The organism is Haloarcula litorea (genome assembly GCF_029338195.1).
GTDB classification, from domain to species: domain Archaea; phylum Halobacteriota; class Halobacteria; order Halobacteriales; family Haloarculaceae; genus Haloarcula; species Haloarcula litorea.
This window is the reverse complement of sequence record NZ_CP119779.1, coordinates 1,750,138-1,765,574: the sequence shown is the minus strand read 5'-3', so window position 1 is coordinate 1,765,574 and position 15,437 is coordinate 1,750,138. Positions and strand designations below refer to the sequence as shown.

At 70.8% G+C, this 15,437-nt stretch carries 17 protein-coding genes; 10 read left to right on the top strand and 7 right to left on the bottom strand.

Translation table 11 applies throughout. The features are described 5' to 3' along the window. The first annotated feature begins 10 nt into the window (after nucleotides 1-10). The 4 genes from P0592_RS09460 to yciH are packed head-to-tail and all read left to right on the top strand — an operon-like array spanning nucleotide 11 to nucleotide 4,503. Nucleotides 11-970 (top strand): AAA family ATPase, encoded by a 960-nt coding sequence (locus P0592_RS09460; protein WP_276270636.1) that lies wholly within the window; start codon nucleotides 11-13, stop codon nucleotides 968-970. Next, entirely contained in the window at nucleotides 967-1,941 is a 975-nt protein-coding gene (locus P0592_RS09455) for a DUF58 domain-containing protein (RefSeq protein ID WP_276270635.1), read from the top strand. The genes P0592_RS09460 and P0592_RS09455 overlap by 4 nt, the downstream gene beginning before the upstream one ends. Further along, nucleotides 1,938-4,154, top strand: coding sequence for a transglutaminase TgpA family protein (locus P0592_RS09450; RefSeq protein ID WP_419181095.1), 2,217 nt, complete (start codon nucleotides 1,938-1,940; stop codon nucleotides 4,152-4,154). The genes P0592_RS09455 and P0592_RS09450 overlap by 4 nt, the downstream gene beginning before the upstream one ends. A gap of 55 nt (nucleotides 4,155-4,209) precedes the next feature. Next, nucleotides 4,210-4,503, top strand: a complete 294-nt coding sequence (yciH, locus tag P0592_RS09445; protein ID WP_004516073.1) for a stress response translation initiation inhibitor YciH — start codon at nucleotides 4,210-4,212, stop codon at nucleotides 4,501-4,503. Nucleotides 4,504-4,573: 70 nt separating this feature from the next. Here the strand turns inward: yciH and P0592_RS09440 are convergent, their stop codons facing one another. Beyond that, nucleotides 4,574-5,314, bottom strand: a complete 741-nt coding sequence (locus tag P0592_RS09440; RefSeq protein WP_419181132.1) for a formate/nitrite transporter family protein — start codon at nucleotides 5,312-5,314, stop codon at nucleotides 4,574-4,576. Nucleotides 5,315-5,620: 306 nt separating this feature from the next. Between P0592_RS09440 and P0592_RS09435 the strand changes: the two genes are divergently transcribed. Together P0592_RS09435 and P0592_RS09430 are read left to right on the top strand one after the other, a co-directional pair. Then, nucleotides 5,621-6,085, top strand: coding sequence for an NUDIX hydrolase (locus tag P0592_RS09435; RefSeq protein WP_276270633.1), 465 nt, complete (start codon nucleotides 5,621-5,623; stop codon nucleotides 6,083-6,085). A 92-nt stretch (nucleotides 6,086-6,177) separates the two neighbouring features. Beyond that, on the top strand, nucleotides 6,178-6,603 hold the full coding sequence (locus P0592_RS09430; RefSeq protein WP_276270632.1) for an arsenate-mycothiol transferase ArsC: 426 nt from the start codon (nucleotides 6,178-6,180) through the stop codon (nucleotides 6,601-6,603). A gap of 204 nt (nucleotides 6,604-6,807) precedes the next feature. Here the strand turns inward: P0592_RS09430 and engB are convergent, their stop codons facing one another. Beyond that, the gene (engB, locus tag P0592_RS09425) at nucleotides 6,808-7,425 is read right to left on the bottom strand and encodes a GTP-binding protein EngB (protein WP_276270631.1); all 618 of its coding nucleotides are present in this window, start codon (nucleotides 7,423-7,425) and stop codon (nucleotides 6,808-6,810) included. Nucleotides 7,426-7,620: 195 nt separating this feature from the next. Here engB and P0592_RS09420 point away from each other — a divergent pair, with 195 nt between their 5' ends. Both P0592_RS09420 and P0592_RS09415 read left to right on the top strand, forming a co-directional pair. Continuing rightward, entirely contained in the window at nucleotides 7,621-8,211 is a 591-nt protein-coding gene (locus tag P0592_RS09420; protein WP_276270630.1) for a 50S ribosomal protein L15e, read from the top strand. An 87-nt stretch (nucleotides 8,212-8,298) separates the two neighbouring features. Then, nucleotides 8,299-8,562 (top strand): hypothetical protein, encoded by a 264-nt coding sequence (locus P0592_RS09415; RefSeq protein ID WP_276270629.1) that lies wholly within the window; start codon nucleotides 8,299-8,301, stop codon nucleotides 8,560-8,562. Between the two features lie 103 nt (nucleotides 8,563-8,665). Here P0592_RS09415 and P0592_RS09410 read toward each other — a convergent pair whose 3' ends face one another. The 4 genes from P0592_RS09410 to P0592_RS09395 all read right to left on the bottom strand — a co-directional run bounded on the left by P0592_RS09410 (nucleotide 8,666) and on the right by P0592_RS09395 (nucleotide 13,262). After that, a complete protein-coding gene (locus P0592_RS09410) occupies nucleotides 8,666-9,706 on the bottom strand; it encodes a Brp/Blh family beta-carotene 15,15'-dioxygenase (protein ID WP_276270628.1) in 1,041 nt (346 codons plus the stop codon). Next, the gene (locus P0592_RS09405; RefSeq protein ID WP_276270627.1) at nucleotides 9,703-10,431 is read right to left on the bottom strand and encodes a lycopene cyclase domain-containing protein; all 729 of its coding nucleotides are present in this window, start codon (nucleotides 10,429-10,431) and stop codon (nucleotides 9,703-9,705) included. Before P0592_RS09405 ends, P0592_RS09410 begins: the two co-directional genes overlap by 4 nt. 31 nt (nucleotides 10,432-10,462) lie before the next feature. Beyond that, nucleotides 10,463-11,434, bottom strand: coding sequence for a phytoene/squalene synthase family protein (locus P0592_RS09400; protein ID WP_276270626.1), 972 nt, complete (start codon nucleotides 11,432-11,434; stop codon nucleotides 10,463-10,465). 247 nt (nucleotides 11,435-11,681) lie between these two features. After that, nucleotides 11,682-13,262 (bottom strand): bacterio-opsin activator domain-containing protein, encoded by a 1,581-nt coding sequence (locus P0592_RS09395; RefSeq protein ID WP_276270625.1) that lies wholly within the window; start codon nucleotides 13,260-13,262, stop codon nucleotides 11,682-11,684. A gap of 133 nt (nucleotides 13,263-13,395) precedes the next feature. Here P0592_RS09395 and P0592_RS09390 point away from each other — a divergent pair, with 133 nt between their 5' ends. Together P0592_RS09390 and P0592_RS09385 are read left to right on the top strand one after the other, a co-directional pair. Then, nucleotides 13,396-13,668: a DUF7562 family protein gene (locus P0592_RS09390; RefSeq protein WP_276270624.1), complete on the top strand. Its 273-nt coding sequence runs from the start codon at nucleotides 13,396-13,398 to the stop codon at nucleotides 13,666-13,668. A 60-nt stretch (nucleotides 13,669-13,728) separates the two neighbouring features. Further along, a complete protein-coding gene (locus P0592_RS09385; protein WP_276270623.1) occupies nucleotides 13,729-15,096 on the top strand; it encodes an RNB domain-containing ribonuclease in 1,368 nt (455 codons plus the stop codon). A gap of 107 nt (nucleotides 15,097-15,203) precedes the next feature. Here P0592_RS09385 and P0592_RS09380 read toward each other — a convergent pair whose 3' ends face one another. Further along, complete coding sequence (locus P0592_RS09380) at nucleotides 15,204-15,392, bottom strand: hypothetical protein (protein ID WP_276270622.1); 189 nt, start codon at nucleotides 15,390-15,392, stop codon at nucleotides 15,204-15,206. Nucleotides 15,393-15,437: the final 45 nt, after the last annotated feature.

Below are 15,437 nucleotides of genomic sequence, written 5' to 3'. Positions count from 1 at the left end.
CCCGCCATACATGACTGACACGGACACCACTCGCGGTCGACAGTCGGACAGCGCCCTCCGCGACGCGAGCCGCGTCGCGACACAGGTGATCGAGAACGTCGAGGAGGTCATCGTCGGCCACCACGACGAGATCGAACACATCGTCACCGCCCTGCTGGGACGGGGCCACATCCTGCTGGAGGACGTCCCCGGCGTCGGGAAGACGATGCTCGCCCGGTCGGTCGCGGCCTCCTTCGACGGGGAGTTCAAGCGGATCCAGTTCACGCCGGACCTGTTGCCGACGGACGTGACCGGCGTCAACGTCTACAACCAGAAGACACAGACGTTCGAGTTCCAGCGCGGCCCCATCTTCGGCAACGTCGTGCTGGGCGACGAGATCAACCGCGCGCCGCCCAAGACCCAGTCGGCGCTGCTGGAGGCGATGGAGGAGGGCCAGGTCACCGTCGACGGCACCACCTACGACGTCCCCGACCCCTTCACCGTCATCGCGACCCAGAACACCGTCGAGCGAAACAAGGCCTACGACCTCCCGATGGCCGAGCTCGACCGCTTCATGTCGAAGCTCCACCTGGGGTACCCCGACGCCGACGAGGAGACGGCGATGCTCGGCGAGGTCGTCGGACAACACCCCATCGAGGAGCTGTCGCCGGTGGCGACGCTGGAGGACCTCCGGGCCGCCCGCGAGACGACCGCCGAGGTGACCGTCGAGGAACCCATCCGCGCGTACGCGACGCGGCTGGCCGGGTACACGCGCGAGCACGCACAGCTGGGCGTCAGCCCGCGCGGGAGCATCTCGCTGTTGCGGGCGGCACAGGCCCGCGCGGTCCTGGAGGGGCGTGAGTACGTCGTCCCCGACGACGTCCAGCGGGAGGCCCCCGTCGTCCTCCCCCACCGCATCCGGACCGAGACCAGCGAACAGACCGCCGACGCCCTCGTCGCAGAGGCGCTGGACACCGTCGCCGTCGAATGAGACCGACCCGTCGCGGTGCCGGCGTCCTGGTGATCGCCGCCGGAGCCGTCGCCGTCGCCTCGCAGTTCGGCCAGCAGGCGCTCGCGGCCGTCGCCGGTCCGCTGCTGGTGGCGTTCGTCGTCGCCGCCGCCCAGGTGTACCTGGCGGGGACGCCGACGATCGAGCGGTCGAAGCCCCGGCGGGGCTTCCCCGGCGAGCGCCGCACCGTCGAACTCCGCGTCGAGGGCAGCGGCGTCGCTCGGATCGCCGACCGCCTGCCGGCGGGCGTCGACGGCGACGGGACCGCCACCCGGTCGCTGCCGGCGACGGTCCGGTACGACGTGACCTACGAGCGCCGCGGCGAGCAGACGTTCGGGCCGGTCGAGGTCCGCGTGACCGACGCGCTGGGGCTGGTGGTCTCGACGGCCACGGTCGAGGCGACCGAGACGGTGCTGGTCTACCCCGAGGTCTACCGCGTCGGCGGGCCGGAGACGTTCGTGCGGACGCTGGTCCCGGACGCCGAGGACCGGCAGGCGTTCGACCGGCTCCGGGAGTACGTCCCCGGGGACTCCCTGCGGGACGTCCACTGGAAGTCCAGCGCCAAGCGCGAGGACCTGCTGGTCAAGGAGTTCGCCGACCGCGACAGCGAGCGCGGCCTGCTCGTCGTCGCGGAGGGGACCGACGACCACGCCGACGAGATGGCGGCCGCCGCGGCGACGGTCGCGATGGGCGCACTGGAGAGCGGGCTCGCCGTCGAACTCGTCACGCCCGGCGAGTCCGTCGGCCCGGGCTACGGCGACACCCACCGGACGCGGCTGCTCGAAGCGCTCGCCCGCACCCCGGGCGGCGAGACCGGTCGGGAGCGCGACGCCGACGTGTACGTCCGAGCCGACGCCACCGGCGTCACCGTCACCGTCGAGGGCCGCGAGCGGGAGTTCGGGGCCGTCACCGCCAGCCGGGACAACCCACTGGCGGGGGAGGTCGGCGCGTGAGCCTCGCCGACGGGGCGCGGGCGCGCCTCCCGTCCCAGTCGCGGTCGCTGGCGCTGCTCGCGGTCGCGCTGGCGCTCGGGGCACCGCTGCGGACGATGTTCCACCTCATCGACGTCGTCGGCTCGCCCGACCTGTTCCTGGTCGTCGTCGCCGGCGCGCTGGCGGCGGCCGTCGTCCTGGCGCGGGCGCTCCGGCCGACGCTGGCGATCGCCGTCGGCGCGGTCCTCTTCCTCGCCGGCCTCGGGTGGTACGTCGCGAACCTCTCGACGGACCCCCAGTTCGGTGCGCTGATCCGGGACACGGTGGCGCTGCTGACCGGCCGCCGCCTGCTCCAGATCGCGAACGTCCGGCTGTGGGTCATCTCGTTCACGCCGGCCCCGGTGTTCCTGACGGCGTACTTCGCGCTCCGGCGGTGGTACGTCACGGCGACCCTGGCCGCGGGGACGACGCTGGCCTTCTTCGTCCTGACGACCGACGCCGGCGTGGTGACGACGCTGCTGGGCGTGGTCGGGGCCGTCGCGGCCGTCGGGTTCGGGACGCTGGACCGGATCGAGAGCGGGACGGCGGCGCGACCGGACGGCGACGGGACGACGACGGAGCGGACGGCCACGGACGCAGACGCGGGCGTGGACTCGGGCCGCCGGGCGGTCCTCGAACAGCTGGCGGCCATCGTCGTGATCCCGTCGCTGCTCTCCCGGACCCCGTCGGTGAGCGGGACCTCGCTGTCGTTCGCCGAGGCCGACGGTCCGACCGTCGAGGGGAGCCTCGTGAACGCCGACGAGGCGGTGACGATCCAGGGCGACATCTCGCTGACGCCGACGGTCCGGTACACGGTCCGGAGCGAGGAGCCACGCTACTGGCGGGTCGCCGCCTACGACCGCTACACCGGCGACGGCTGGGTCCGGACGGGCAACACTCGGGAGTACGAGGGCGGTCGCCTCGCCGGCCCGCCGGGCGACAGCCGGACGCTCCGGCAGTCCTTCGAAGCCGAGACCGACATCGGGACCGTCCCGGCCGCCTGGAGGCCGGTCCGCTACAACGGCGACCCGGCCGTCGAAGTCACCTCACACGGGGGGCTCCAGCCGACCGTCGGCGTCTCCTCGGGGGACAGCTACGACGTGATCAGCGAGGTCCCGGTGACGACGCCCCGACAGCTCCGGGCGGCCGGCACCGCCTACCCGGACCGGATCGCCGACAGCTACCTCCAGCTACCCGAGAGCACGCCCGACCGGGTCGGCGAGACCACGGCGACGCTGACGGCCAACGCCGACGACCCCTACGAGACGGCGCTGGTCGTCCAGCAGTGGCTCCGGAACAACCGGGGCTACTCGCTGGACGTGGACCGGCCCGAGCGCGACGTCGCCGACCGGTTCCTGCACGCGATGAACGAGGGGTACTGCGTCTACTTCGCGACGACGATGGCCGTGATGCTGCGGACGCAGGGCGTCCCCGCGCGGATGGCCGTCGGCTACACGCCCGGCGAGCGCGTCGACGAGAACCGGTGGGTCGTCCGCGGCCTGGACTCCCACGCCTGGGTCGAGGTGTTCTTCCCGGACCACGGCTGGATCGAGTTCGACCCGACCCCCAGCGACCCCCGGAACGCCGCCGAGCGGGCCCGCCTGGAGGAAGCCCGCGAGTCGGGCGAGGGGTTCGTGGACACGGACGAGACGGGCAACGGCTCGGGGTTCACCGAGACGACCCCCACGCCGCCACCGCTGACCGAGGCCAACGGGACGACCGCCACGCCGGCCGCCAACAACACGACCGAGACCGGCGAGACGCCGACGCCGCTGACGGCCGGCGGTGGCGGCGGGGGCGCGACGGAGAGTGGCGGGCTCTCGCTGCCGGAACTGCCCTCCCGGGAGGAGGCCACGCTCGGCCTCGTGGCACTGCTGGGGACGGCCGCGGGGCTGCGGCGGGCGGGCGTGACCGACCGCGTCCAGCGGGCGATCTGGCTCCGCTACCAGCGCCGCGAGGACCCCGAGACGGACGTCGAGCGGGCGTTCCAGCGCGTGCTGTACGTGATGGGGCAGGAACACCGCCAGCGGGAGGCCGGTGAGACGGTCCGGGCGTACCTCGACGCCATCGACGCCCCGGACGAGGTCCGCCGGGTGGCAGACCTCCGGGAGCGCCTGCGCTACGGCGGCGAGGTGTCCGCCGAGCTGGCCGACGAGGCCGTCGGAATCGCCGACGACGTCGTCTCGAACCGGTAGGCGGCGCTTTCGCCCGACAGTGTTTAATACGAAGGTTTCGTACGCCCGTGTTGTAATGTCGGAAGTCTGCTCGACGTGCGGGCTGCCTGAGGAGCTCTGCGTCTGCGAGGACGTCGCCAAGGAGTCTCAGGAGATCAACATCCGCATCGACGAGCGCCGCTACGGTAAGGAGGTAACGATCATCGAGGGGTTCGACCCGAAGGACGTCGACATGGACTCGCTGTCGTCGGACCTGAAGTCCAAGTTCGCCTGCGGCGGGACGGTCGAGGACGGACAGATCGAGCTCCAGGGCAACCACACCGGTCGCGTCGAGGACTTCCTCCGCGACAAGGGCTTCAACGTCGCCTGATCTCCTCCCCTGACGGTTCTGCGGTAGTCGGCTCGCCAGTGCCGACAGTCGCGGCGGGCGTGGCGGGCGGTCACTCCGTGAGCCCGCTCGTGACGTAGCCGTACTTCAGCAGCGCGACGAAGATGGTGCCGCCGACGACGTTCCCGACCGTCGCGAGCCCGAGGAAGCGAACGTAGTCCGGGACGGTGATCGCCGAGGAGGCCACCAGCCCCGCGAACACCTCGACGTTGCCGGCGATGGAGTGTGGCAGGTGGCCGAAGCCGATGATGGTCGTGACGGCGACGACCAGCGCGATGCGGGCCATCGACCCCTCGACGGACGTGACCATCCACGAGAGCAGCCCCATCAGCCAGCCGGCCAGCACCGCCGCGAAGAACGTCGGCAGCGCGGAGTGGGACACCAGCGGACGGGCCAGGCGGGCGAACGCCGAGGGCTCGATGATGCCGTAGGCCGGGCCGAACACCACCATCCCGACGGCGAAGGCCATCCCGCCGACGATGTTGGTCGCGTAGACGACACCCCAGAGCCGGCCGAGGTCGGCGACGCCGGCGTCACCGTTCAGCACCGGGAGGACCGCGAGCGTGGTGTGCTCGGTGAACAGTTCCGTCCCGCTGAGGACGACGAACACGAACCCGACGGAGTAGATGGCACCCGTGACGAGCCGCAGGGTCGGCTCGCCCCAGACGCCGGCCGCGACGCTCAGGAGCACGAGCATGAACAGCGGGCCGAAGCCGATATCCAATCCGGCGGAGAGCCCCGACAGCGCCAGGCCGCGGGTCGGCCGGTCGAGTTCCTCCCGACCCAGCGCCAGCTGCGTCCGGAGGGCGGCCTCCTGTGAGACCGGTGCGTACTCGGGGTTGGTCTCGCCGCCGTCGTCGCCGGTCTGTTCGTCGCCCGTCGCCTGCCGGTCCTCGGTGGAATCGTTGGCTTGTGCGGTCACGGTTGGACAGCGGTTGTCGGTCGTTGTGTGCGTGGTCGTGTAAGTACCCTGTTTGCGGTGCGAGGTGGTCCCCGACCGCCGCCCCCGCCGGTGTCCGAGAGCGTATGTCCACTTATTATTCCTAGAGGGAGCTATTTGCCCACTACTATACGTCCGGTCGTTCGATCAACCAATACCGTGGAACAGAACATCACGCACGTCGAGAAAGTCTGCGCGTACATCACCCGGAACGGATCGGAACTGCTGGTGTTCGAGGGACCGGGACACGACGACCTCCAGGTGCCCAAGGGGACGGTCGAGCGGGGTGAAGACCTGCGTGCGGCGACCTGTCGGGAGGTCGTCGAGGAGAGCGGACTGGCGACGTTCACGGACCTGCGGCACCTCGTCACCGACGTGTGGACCCGCTACGAGTCCCCGCCCAAGCGGTACGTCAGGGCGTTCTACCACCTCCCGGTCCACGAGTCCCGGGACGCCTGGACCCACACCGTCACGGGATCGGGTGAGGAACGCGGGGCCGAGTTCGAGTTCGCCTGGATCGACCTGCCGACCGACGCCGACTTCGCGCTCGACCTCGACGACTACCTCCACACCCTGCCCGGCGTGACGGGCGCGACCGGACACGGCGACGTCGCCGCCGACTGAGACGGGCAAAGAGCGTCGCCACCAGCCCGGGTACGGACGGCTATATAGCTCACTTAGACACGGTTATCCGTCGACCCCGCATCCGCCGGGGTATGAGCGACGAGCCAACCACGTTCGGCTTCGTCTGCGTCCAGAACGCCGGGCGGAGTCAGATGGCGACCGCGTTCGCGGAACGGGAACGTGAGCGGCGCGGACTGACCGACAGCGTCGCGATCGTCACCGGCGGGACCCACCCGGCCGACGAGGTCCACCCCGAGGTCGTCGAGGCGATGGCCGAACTCGACGTCGACCTCTCGGACCGGGTCCCGCGCGAGGTCTCCCGGGCCGAACTCGACAGCGCGACGGTCGTCGCGACGATGGGCTGTTCGACTCTCGAACTCGACGCCGACGTGGAAGTCCGCGACTGGGACCTCGACGACCCCCACAACCAGTCCGTCGAGGAGGTCCGGCGCATCCGCGACGACATCGAGGGCCGAGTCACGGCGCTGTTCGACGAGTACGAGGACTCCAGGGACTGAGGCGATGTGGTGGGTGAGGTAGCGGTGCGGTGCAGTGTGGGAGCAGGACGGTAAGAACAGCCAGCATACGGCGCGAGCGGAGCGAGCGCCGTTTCCCCGGACTCGCCGCGGCGCGGCGAGTCCGGCCTTTTTCATCGACGTTTTTCAAGGAGCGGTTCGAGCGCGGCGAAGCCGCGACTCGAACCCGACGCAGAAAAAGGTCGTTTAGAAGAACTGGAACAGGTCGTCGCGCTCGGCCTCGTGGAGGTGGTGGCGCACGGCCTCGGTCAGGGCGTCGACGTCGCCGTTCTTGGCGGAGATCGGTGCGACGGTCTCCTGCCACTGCTGCCACGGCGGGAGCATCCCCAGCCGGTCACAGAGCTCGTTCAGGCGCTCGTCCGCGTCGTCGACCTTGTCCATCTTGTTGACGGCGACGACGGGTTCGACGCCGACCTCCCGCAGGAAGTGAAACAGCTCGACGACGTGGGGAACCTCGTCGGGGCCGGAGTGGCGGTCGATGATGTCGACGACGGCCTTCCCGTCGACGACCAGCACGCCGACCAGGATCTCGTCGGCGTTGGCCTCGACGTAGCGGACCACGTCGGTCTTGATCCGCTCGCGGACGTCCTCGGGGACGCTCTGCATGAAGCCGAATCCCGGCAGGTCGGTCAACACGAAGTCGGGGCCGGTCCAGTCGTAGTGGTTGGGCTCGCGGGTGACGCCGGGCCGTTGCCCGGTGTCGAAGGTGTGACCGGTCAGCTCCCGCATCAGGGTCGACTTCCCGACGTTGGACCGGCCGACCAGTACCACCTCGCTGCCCCGGTCCGGGCGCGTCTCGAACATACCACGCGTACAGCGCCGAACGGGAAAAGCCCGTCAGTTCGGGCGCGAGCCCCGATCCGAGTCCGAACTCCTTAAGGGCGCGAGCGAAGTAGCGACGGCAACCGCTGGGAGACGGGCACCAGCGGGCACCTGCGTGTGCAGGCCGGGATGTGAGTCGCTCTGCGACTTGAACCACGCAACGCCCGTGGTGAAACTATGGCACGAAGCGCGTATTCGTACATCCGAGAGGCGTGGCAGACGCCCAAAGAGGGACAGCTCGCAGAACTGCAGTGGCAGCGCCAGCAGGAGTGGCGCGACCAGGGCTCCGTCGAGCGCGTCGAGCGCCCGACCCGGCTGGACAAGGCCCGCTCGCAGGGCTACAAGGCCAAGCAGGGCGTCGTCGTCGCCCGGGTCTCGGTCCGGAAGGGCAGCGCCCGCAAGCGCCGGCACAAGGCCGGTCGCCGGACCAAGCGCCAGGGCGTCACCCGCATCACCCGCCGGAAGGACATCCAGCGCGTCGCCGAGGAGCGGGCCGCCCGCGTCTACCCGAACCTCCGCGTGCTGAACAGCTACTCCGTCGGCCAGGACGGCCGACAGAAGTGGCACGAGGTCATCCTCGTCGACCCCGAGCACGGGGCCATCCGGAACGACGACGACCTCGCGTGGATCTGCGAGGACGACCAGGCCGACCGCGCCTTCCGCGGCCTGACGGGTGCCGGCCGCCGCAACCGCGGTCTCGGCGAGAAGGGCAAGGGTGCCGAGAAGACCCGCCCGTCGCTGCGCTCGAACCGCGGCAAGGGCAAGTAAGGCGGCGTTTCTCTCCGTTCTCGCCGAGTGGGCAGCGACTGCACTCTCGGCACAAGACACTTGCTCGGTCCGCCCGTCGCCTCGGCCGTGAACCGAACGACCGTCCACCACCTCTCGATGGGCGTCGTGGGCGGCTGTGTCGCGTACAACGGGTACGTGGTCTCGGGCGGCGACGGCGTCAGCGGGCTCGCCGGCCTCGCGGCGATCGCCGGCGGCGGTGCGCTGCTCGCGACGAGCGGCCACACGCTGGTCACGGGCGCGTCCTCGGAGCCCGACGAATCGGCGGTGTGGCTCACCGCGTTCGCGGCGCTGCTCTCCGTCGCCGGGACCGTGCTCTCCGTGCTGGGGTGAACCGGTCCTGTGCGGTCCGTCCGGACTACGCCCAGACCCCTTGCTCCTGTGCGGTCCGTCCGGACTACGCCCAGACCCCTTGCTCCTGTGCGGTCCGTCCGAACTACGCCCAGACGCCCTGCGCCCGATCCATCACCGTCACCACCACCACGTGCGGGAGCGTGACGACGGCGATGAACACCAGGTACAGCGCCACCCACTCCGGCAGCGTGGCGGGCGGGTTCGGGACGAGGACCGCGAGCGCAGCGAGCAGGCCGAGCGACGCGGCCGTCAGCGGGGCGGCGTCGCGGGCGAAGCGGGCGAGCGCACGCCGGACGTCGCCGACTTCGAGAGCCGCGGCGGCCGCGTCGTCGACGGCGAGCAGGCGGGCGACGTGGCGCAGCGAGTGCCAGAGGCAGAAGTAGACGCCCACGGCCAGGACCGGCGGGACGACGGCGAAGTAGACGGCCAGTCCCAGCGTCTCCCCGGCGTCGAGCAGCCACCCAGCGAGGTCGTTCGCCCGGGCGAACCCGACCGCCAACGTCCCCGCGACCAGTACCGCGTATCCGACCGCCAGCGCGGCCCGCACGTCCGGGCGGAAGGCGACGGCCAGCGCGTCGACCGCAGCGGGCGCGAACAGCCCGACGAGGTCGGTCGCGACCCGGCGGTACCACTCCGGGAAGGAGAGCAGCGGCACCAGCATCGGGAGCCCGCCCCGGACGACGACCGTCGCGGCCCGCTGGGGGAGCGACCGGAGGTGGTCGGCGTCGGTCAGCGTCGCGAGCGCGTAGAGGTCCCCCTGGCCCCAGTGGAACCAGGTCGCCGCGACGAACAGCGTAAAGGAGAGCGCGGGCGCGAGGAACCACGCGACCGCGTAGGCCCCGCCGACGGCGGCGTACAGCGCGACCACCCGGCCGACCGCCCGCAGGTCCGGTCGCTCGCCGCGGGTCCGCGCGACCGCGAGGTGGTCGACCGCGCCGTGGGGGAGCCCGACGACGAGGACGCTCGCCGCCAGCGGGAGGTACTGCAGCGTCGGCGGGACGGCGAGGCCGGCGAGGAACGGGACCGTCACGAGCGCGCTCGCGGCCCACCCCGGCTCGACGGCGATCCGGCGGAGCGCCTCGCGGGTCGGAGCCGCCAGCCGCGGCTCGGCGGCGGTGCTCATCGGTCCCCCCAGCGGTCGACGAGCCACGCGTACAGGACGAGCCCCTGGACGACGAACAGGGAGGTCAGGAGGAAGAACACCGCCTCCTCGATGGGGAGTCCGAGCAGCGGCACCACGACCCCCGTCGTCAGTTCGTCGGAGAGCGTCCAGATCCCAAGCCGGATGGCGAGCCGGTCGACGAGCCAGAGGTACAGCGTCGGCACGAGCGTCCCGACGGCGACGACGCGCCACTCCCGGGCGAGGAACGGCCAACCGAAGGCCCACTGGATGGCGAGGATGGGGGCGCTCCAGGCGAGCAGCGACCCGAGGTAGAGCCCGCTCGGCGCACCGAGCAGCGCGATCCCGGCGGCGGCGACCGCGCCGGCCGCCAGCGCGCCCAGCGCCCGCGAGGGCAGCGGCGTCCGCAACGGCGGCGTCGTGTCGACGCCGAACCGGGCGACCCACAGGCCGACCCCCAGCGGCTGGAGGACGAAGAACAGGTACTCGCCGAGCGGGACGCCGAGGAACCTGACGAGGACGGTCCCGTCGCCGTACCGCCACGCGCCGCGTGCCACGAGGTAGGCGTCCCACGGCGTGGTGTAGACCAGCGCCAGCCCCGACAGGAGCGCCGTCCCGCCGAGGACGGTCCGCCGGCTCCCCAGGCGGTAGCGGACGGTCAGTGCCAGCCCCACGAGCGCGGGGACGACGAGCAGCGCGTGGAACTGGAGGTACGTGAGCGCCGTCATCGGCGCGTGGCGGGTGCGACCCGCGGCGAACTCATCCGCGCCAGGTCGGCTGGCCGTGGCCCGTCACGTCCGTCGGGGTCGCACCGGGTCCCCGCTCCGAGACGGCGCTGACGGCGTAGAAGGTCGCCTCGGGGTCGCCGTTGCGCCGCCAGTGCCACCACGTTCGGGCCAGCAGCCAGAGCCGCCGTCGGCGGGTCAGTTCGGGCGTCTCTGTCAGGACATCGTACCCCCGGTCCCGGATGAGTCGGTGGTGTTCCGCGTACAGCACGGCCGACAGGAGGACGCCGAACTGGCAGTCCTCGGGGAGGTATCGGATGCCGGCGACCCCCTCGCGGTACAGCTCCTCGGTCCGGGCGATCTCCTCCTGCATCACCGCTCGGAACCCCTCGTCGACCTCGGCGTCGGCCAGTTGCTCCTCGGTGACGCCGTGGCGCGCGAGCGTCTCCTGGGGGAGGTAGACCCGCCCGTAGTCCCGGATGTCCTCCCGGACGTCGCGCAGGAAGTTCGAGAGCTGGAACGCCTCGGCGAGCGCCCGTGCGTGGGGGAGCGCCTCCTCCTTCCCGGGCGGGTCCATCACCATCGTCATCATGTTGCCGACGGCGACGGCCGACCCCCGCATGTACTCCCGGAGGTCCTCGAAGGTCTCGTAGCGGGCCTGCGCGATGTCCATCTGCATCGCGTCGACGAAGACGTTGACCTCCTCGTCCGGGATGTCGTGCTCGCGGCGGAGCTCGTCGAACGCGGCCAGCACCGCCCCGTCGTCGGTGTCCTCCGGCTCGCGGTTGCCCAGCGCCGTCTCGCGGAACTCCTCCAACCGCTCGTGCTGGACGGTCGGCGGCGGGCCGTCCGGCTGGTCGACGACCTCGTCGGCGATGCGGAAGAACGCGTACATCACGTAGGTCGGGTGGCGGATGCGCTCCGGGAGGACGCGGGTCGCGAGGTGGAACGTCCGGCCGGTCTGCTGCTGGATCGATTTGCTCGTGCGAATGTTGTCAGATTGCATTGCGTGCGTGCGACGGGGTGGTCAGCGTGTGGTTCCTCGTGACCGCGACGGCGTCGGGCGTCGGACCGGACCGTGGACCGTTGCGACGCTCCCGGCGGGCGTCCCGTCCGCGGCGACAGGGATCCGACCGCGACGGGAGTCCGAGCGGTACCTCATCTATTCTATACTAAGTGCAGCGAACTTTTAAACGGTGTGCCCAACTGCTTAGGAGCGTTCGGCGTCGAAACCACGGGGCGTCGCGGGGACATCACCACGTCTCGAACACCGCTTCCAGCAGTTTGCGCTCGCCGGCCCGGAGGTGCTGGTGGAAGGTGGAGGGGCAGATGTCCATCGACTCGGCCAGTTCCTCGCCGGAGACGTCCCGGGGCCAGTCGAAGAAGCCACCCAGGAACCCCTTGCGAAGCGCCGTCAGCTGGCGGTTCGTCAGCCGGTCCTCCAGCGTCGCCACGAACGCCTGTCTGGTCATCGGCGGTTCGTCGCGCTCGCGGACGGCGACGAGGTCGGTCCCGGGGTACCGGTCCCGGACCGCCTGGACGACGCTCCGGGTCTCCGTCGCGGCCGGGAGCGTGACCGTCAGCTCCGCCCCCGACGACGAGACCGAGATCTCGCGTGTCTCGGCCCCGCGACCGGCGAGCGTGGACACCACGGGCGGGTCGTCGACGGTGAACTCGAACAGCGCGGTCGACTCGGCCGTCGAGACGTGGGTGACCGCCCTGACCTGCGGGTGGTCGGCGGCCGCGGCGGTGACGGCCGTCGGGTCGTCGGTCTCGACGAGGAAGAACATCACCGTCCGCTCGTCGTCGGCGACGCTGCCGCCGTACTCCAGCCCGATGTCCAGTTCGCGGGCCAGGGCGACGAAGAACACCTCGTCGTCGTCGACGGCCAGCTCCAGTTCGGTGAGGTTGTCGGCCGTGAGCAGCCGACTCGTCTCGGTGGCGTCGATGGCCGTCGAGACGGCCTGGCCGACCGCACCCAGGACCGCGCGCTCCCGGTCGTCGAACAGGTCCGGCGTGTCCGCGTAGACGGTGAGGACGCCGTACAGCGATCCGTCGGCCGCCAGCGGGACGGCCGCGACGGAGTCGACGGGCTCGCCCGCCATCCCCTCGTGGACCGCCGGGACGTCGCCGGTCGCCACCTGGATGCTCTCCTCGCGGGCGGCCGTGGCCACCGGGTCGTCGCCGTCGAGTGCGATCGTCACGTCCGTGTCCCGGGGGGCCGACAGCGCCGCGGGCTTGAGCGCCTCGTCGCGGATGTCGAACTCGGCGACCCACGCGAACCGGTAGGAGTCGACGGCCGCGAGCCGGTCGACGACGGTCGACTGGATGTCCGACCGGGACCCGGCGCTCATCACGTCGTCCATCACCGCCGTGATGAGCCCGTCGACGCGCTCGACGAGGTGTTCGAGGTTCGCCCGCTCGGCCCGGAGCTGCTCGCTGCGGCGCTCGGCGTTCAGCTCCGCGAGCTTCCGCTGGGTGATGTCGATGTGCGCGACGACGGCGCTGCCGGGTTCGTCCGCGGGCAGCGGCGCGACCCGCATCAGGAACCACTGCTTCTCCTCGGCGGAGTGACAGGGGTACTCCAGCGTGAACAGGTCCTCCTCGCCCTCGATGACCGCCTCGATGCCGGCGACGGCCCGGGCCGCGTACTCGTCGGCGTCGACGTTCGTCGTCGCGAAGTAGTTCACCCCCTGCATCTCGCCGCCGTCGACGTCTGCGAACTCCTGCCACGCCCGGTTCGTGAACAGGATGGTCCCCTCCTCGTCGAGGACGGCGATGTTGATGGGGAGCGTGTCGAGCGTCGACCGCGCGAGAGTCTGTGGTGCCTTCATTCGCGAACTCCGTGGCGTTCCGATACCCCCTCTAGCGGTGGCTGGTGGATAAACGTGTGGCCCGTGACGGCGGCAGTCGGCGACGCGTACCGCCGCGGAAAGGTCTATACCGCCCCGGTGACTACCGTCGCGTATGTTCGGGTCCCGGACCGACCGGGAGACGGTGACCTGCATCGCCTGCGGGGACCAGGTCCCCCGGTCGGACGCCCGCGAGTACGACAAACACGGGGACCGGTGGGACCGCCGGGACAAGGAGTTCGAGTACCTCTGCAAGGACTGTTTCTCCGAGCTCTCCCGCCAGCCCCGCGGCGACCTCGAGTCCACCCTGTCGGCGGCCGGGGCCGGCGAGACCGACCGCGAGTCGTTCCTGCGCGCGTACCGCGAGCTGGCCGAAGAGGGCGAGTGAGCGGGACCGACCGCTGCCGGCCCCGACAGTCATAACTACGGCGTGGGCGTAGCCGGAGTCATGACCGAAGACGACGCTCAGTCGGCCGCCGGCACCGCCGAGGGGCAAGGTCCCGTCGAGATCGACGAGGAGCTGGCCCGCCACATGGCGAACAAGCGCGAGGAACTGTTCGAGAAGTTCGGGATCCGCGACGAGTTCCCCGCGGACGTCCTCGAGGAGGCCGAGGCCCGGACCGAGGACGTCCAACAGGAGATCCAAGAGGAGGTCGACGAGCGTCGGGACCTCCGGGAGATGACCACCTGGACGACCGACCCCATCGACGCCCAGGACTTCGACGACGCCATCTCCGTCGAGGAGCGCGACGACGAGTACGTGCTGTGGGTCCACATCGCCGACGTGACCCACTACGTCAACCCCGAGACGCGGATGTGGGAGGAGGCCGTCGAACGGGGCAACACCGTCTACCTGCCGGGGTACACCGTCCACATGCTGCCGCCCGTCCTCGCGGAGACGGTCTGCTCGCTGGTCCCCAACGAGGACCGCCTCGCCCACACCGTCGAGATGCACCTCGACAAGGAGGACCTGGGCTACGAGGAGATCGAGATCTACAAGTCCGTCGTCCGCAGCGACGCCCGCCTGACCTACACGGAGGCCGAGAACGTCCTCGAGGACCCCGACAGCGCCGACGCCCTGCTGGAAGACCCCGAGGTCGACCTCGCCGAGAAGACCGAACTGGTCTGGCACCTGGCCGACGCGATGCACGAACAGCGCAAGGAGGAGGGATCGCTCGTGCTCAATCCCTCGCGGGACCGCGCTCACACCATCATCGAGGAGTGTATGCTCAAGGCCAACAAGGCCGTCACGCACGAGCTGATGTGGGACCGCGGCGTCGAGGCGATGTACCGCGTCCACCCCCAGCCCTCCCCCGACGAGTGGGACGAGGCGCTGCGGGAGATCCAGGAACTCGACGGCGTCTCCATCCCCGGCGAGGCCTGGGACGACCCGCGGCGCGCGGTCAACGCGACCCTGGAGCAGGCCCCCGGCCGCCAGCTGGACAAGATCCAGTGGGCCGTGATGAAGGTGATGCCCCGCGCGAAGTACATGAACGACCCCTTCGGCGGCCACCACGCCCTGAACTTCGAGATCTACGGCCACTTCACCTCGCCGATCCGTCGGCTCTCCGATCTCATCAACCACTGGATCGTCTACACCAACGACGTCCCCGAGGACCTGGTGGCGCTCTGCGATCGGGCCAGCGACCGGCAGAAGGACGCCGAGCAGTGCGAGCGGGAGTACAAGGACTTCCTCCAGGAGGTCGGCCTCGACCCCGCGGCCGTCAACAACCGCGGCATCGAGGTCGTCGAGGACGAGGCGGAAGGCAACAGCGCCGAAGGGGAGGCGGGGACCGAGGTCGCCGCGGACGAGTAGCGCCACACGGCCGAGAACGACAGCCGACCGGCCACGACGACCTCGACAACGGGCGGCCGGGGAGAACTAACAACCGGCTGCGTGCTCTGCGCTGACCGATGGTCGCCTCACTCCGTGGGTGGGCTGAAGAGAACGCTCACGAGCAACACCAGACTGAGTGCGACGAAACTCACCACGGCGATGAACGCCTCGTCGGCGTAGTCTCTCCCGAGGACCAGCCCGCTGAGGAGGCTCACCGCGAGCACCAACAGGAACTGGACGCGCTGCAACTGCTGCTGGAGGGCAGTGTCGGTCACGTGCCGGGGTGCGCTCCACCCTCGCAAGTGTCTTCTCATTCCCCG

What these genes read in the sequence shown, in the direction of transcription:
- P0592_RS09460 (WP_276270636.1), top strand. Translation starts at nt 11, where the DNA reads ATGACTGACACGGACACCACTCGCGGTCGACAGTCGGACAGCGCCCTC.
- P0592_RS09455 (WP_276270635.1), top strand. Translation starts at nt 967, where the DNA reads ATGAGACCGACCCGTCGCGGTGCCGGCGTCCTGGTGATCGCCGCCGGA.
- yciH (WP_004516073.1), top strand. Translation starts at nt 4,210, where the DNA reads ATGTCGGAAGTCTGCTCGACGTGCGGGCTGCCTGAGGAGCTCTGCGTC.
- P0592_RS09430 (WP_276270632.1), top strand. Translation starts at nt 6,178, where the DNA reads ATGAGCGACGAGCCAACCACGTTCGGCTTCGTCTGCGTCCAGAACGCC.
- engB (WP_276270631.1), bottom strand. Translation starts at nt 7,425, where the DNA reads ATGTTCGAGACGCGCCCGGACCGGGGCAGCGAGGTGGTACTGGTCGGC.
- P0592_RS09420 (WP_276270630.1), top strand. Translation starts at nt 7,621, where the DNA reads ATGGCACGAAGCGCGTATTCGTACATCCGAGAGGCGTGGCAGACGCCC.
- P0592_RS09410 (WP_276270628.1), bottom strand. Translation starts at nt 9,706, where the DNA reads ATGAGCACCGCCGCCGAGCCGCGGCTGGCGGCTCCGACCCGCGAGGCG.
- P0592_RS09405 (WP_276270627.1), bottom strand. Translation starts at nt 10,431, where the DNA reads ATGACGGCGCTCACGTACCTCCAGTTCCACGCGCTGCTCGTCGTCCCC.
- P0592_RS09400 (WP_276270626.1), bottom strand. Translation starts at nt 11,434, where the DNA reads ATGCAATCTGACAACATTCGCACGAGCAAATCGATCCAGCAGCAGACC.
- P0592_RS09395 (WP_276270625.1), bottom strand. Translation starts at nt 13,262, where the DNA reads ATGAAGGCACCACAGACTCTCGCGCGGTCGACGCTCGACACGCTCCCC.
- P0592_RS09390 (WP_276270624.1), top strand. Translation starts at nt 13,396, where the DNA reads ATGTTCGGGTCCCGGACCGACCGGGAGACGGTGACCTGCATCGCCTGC.
- P0592_RS09385 (WP_276270623.1), top strand. Translation starts at nt 13,729, where the DNA reads ATGACCGAAGACGACGCTCAGTCGGCCGCCGGCACCGCCGAGGGGCAA.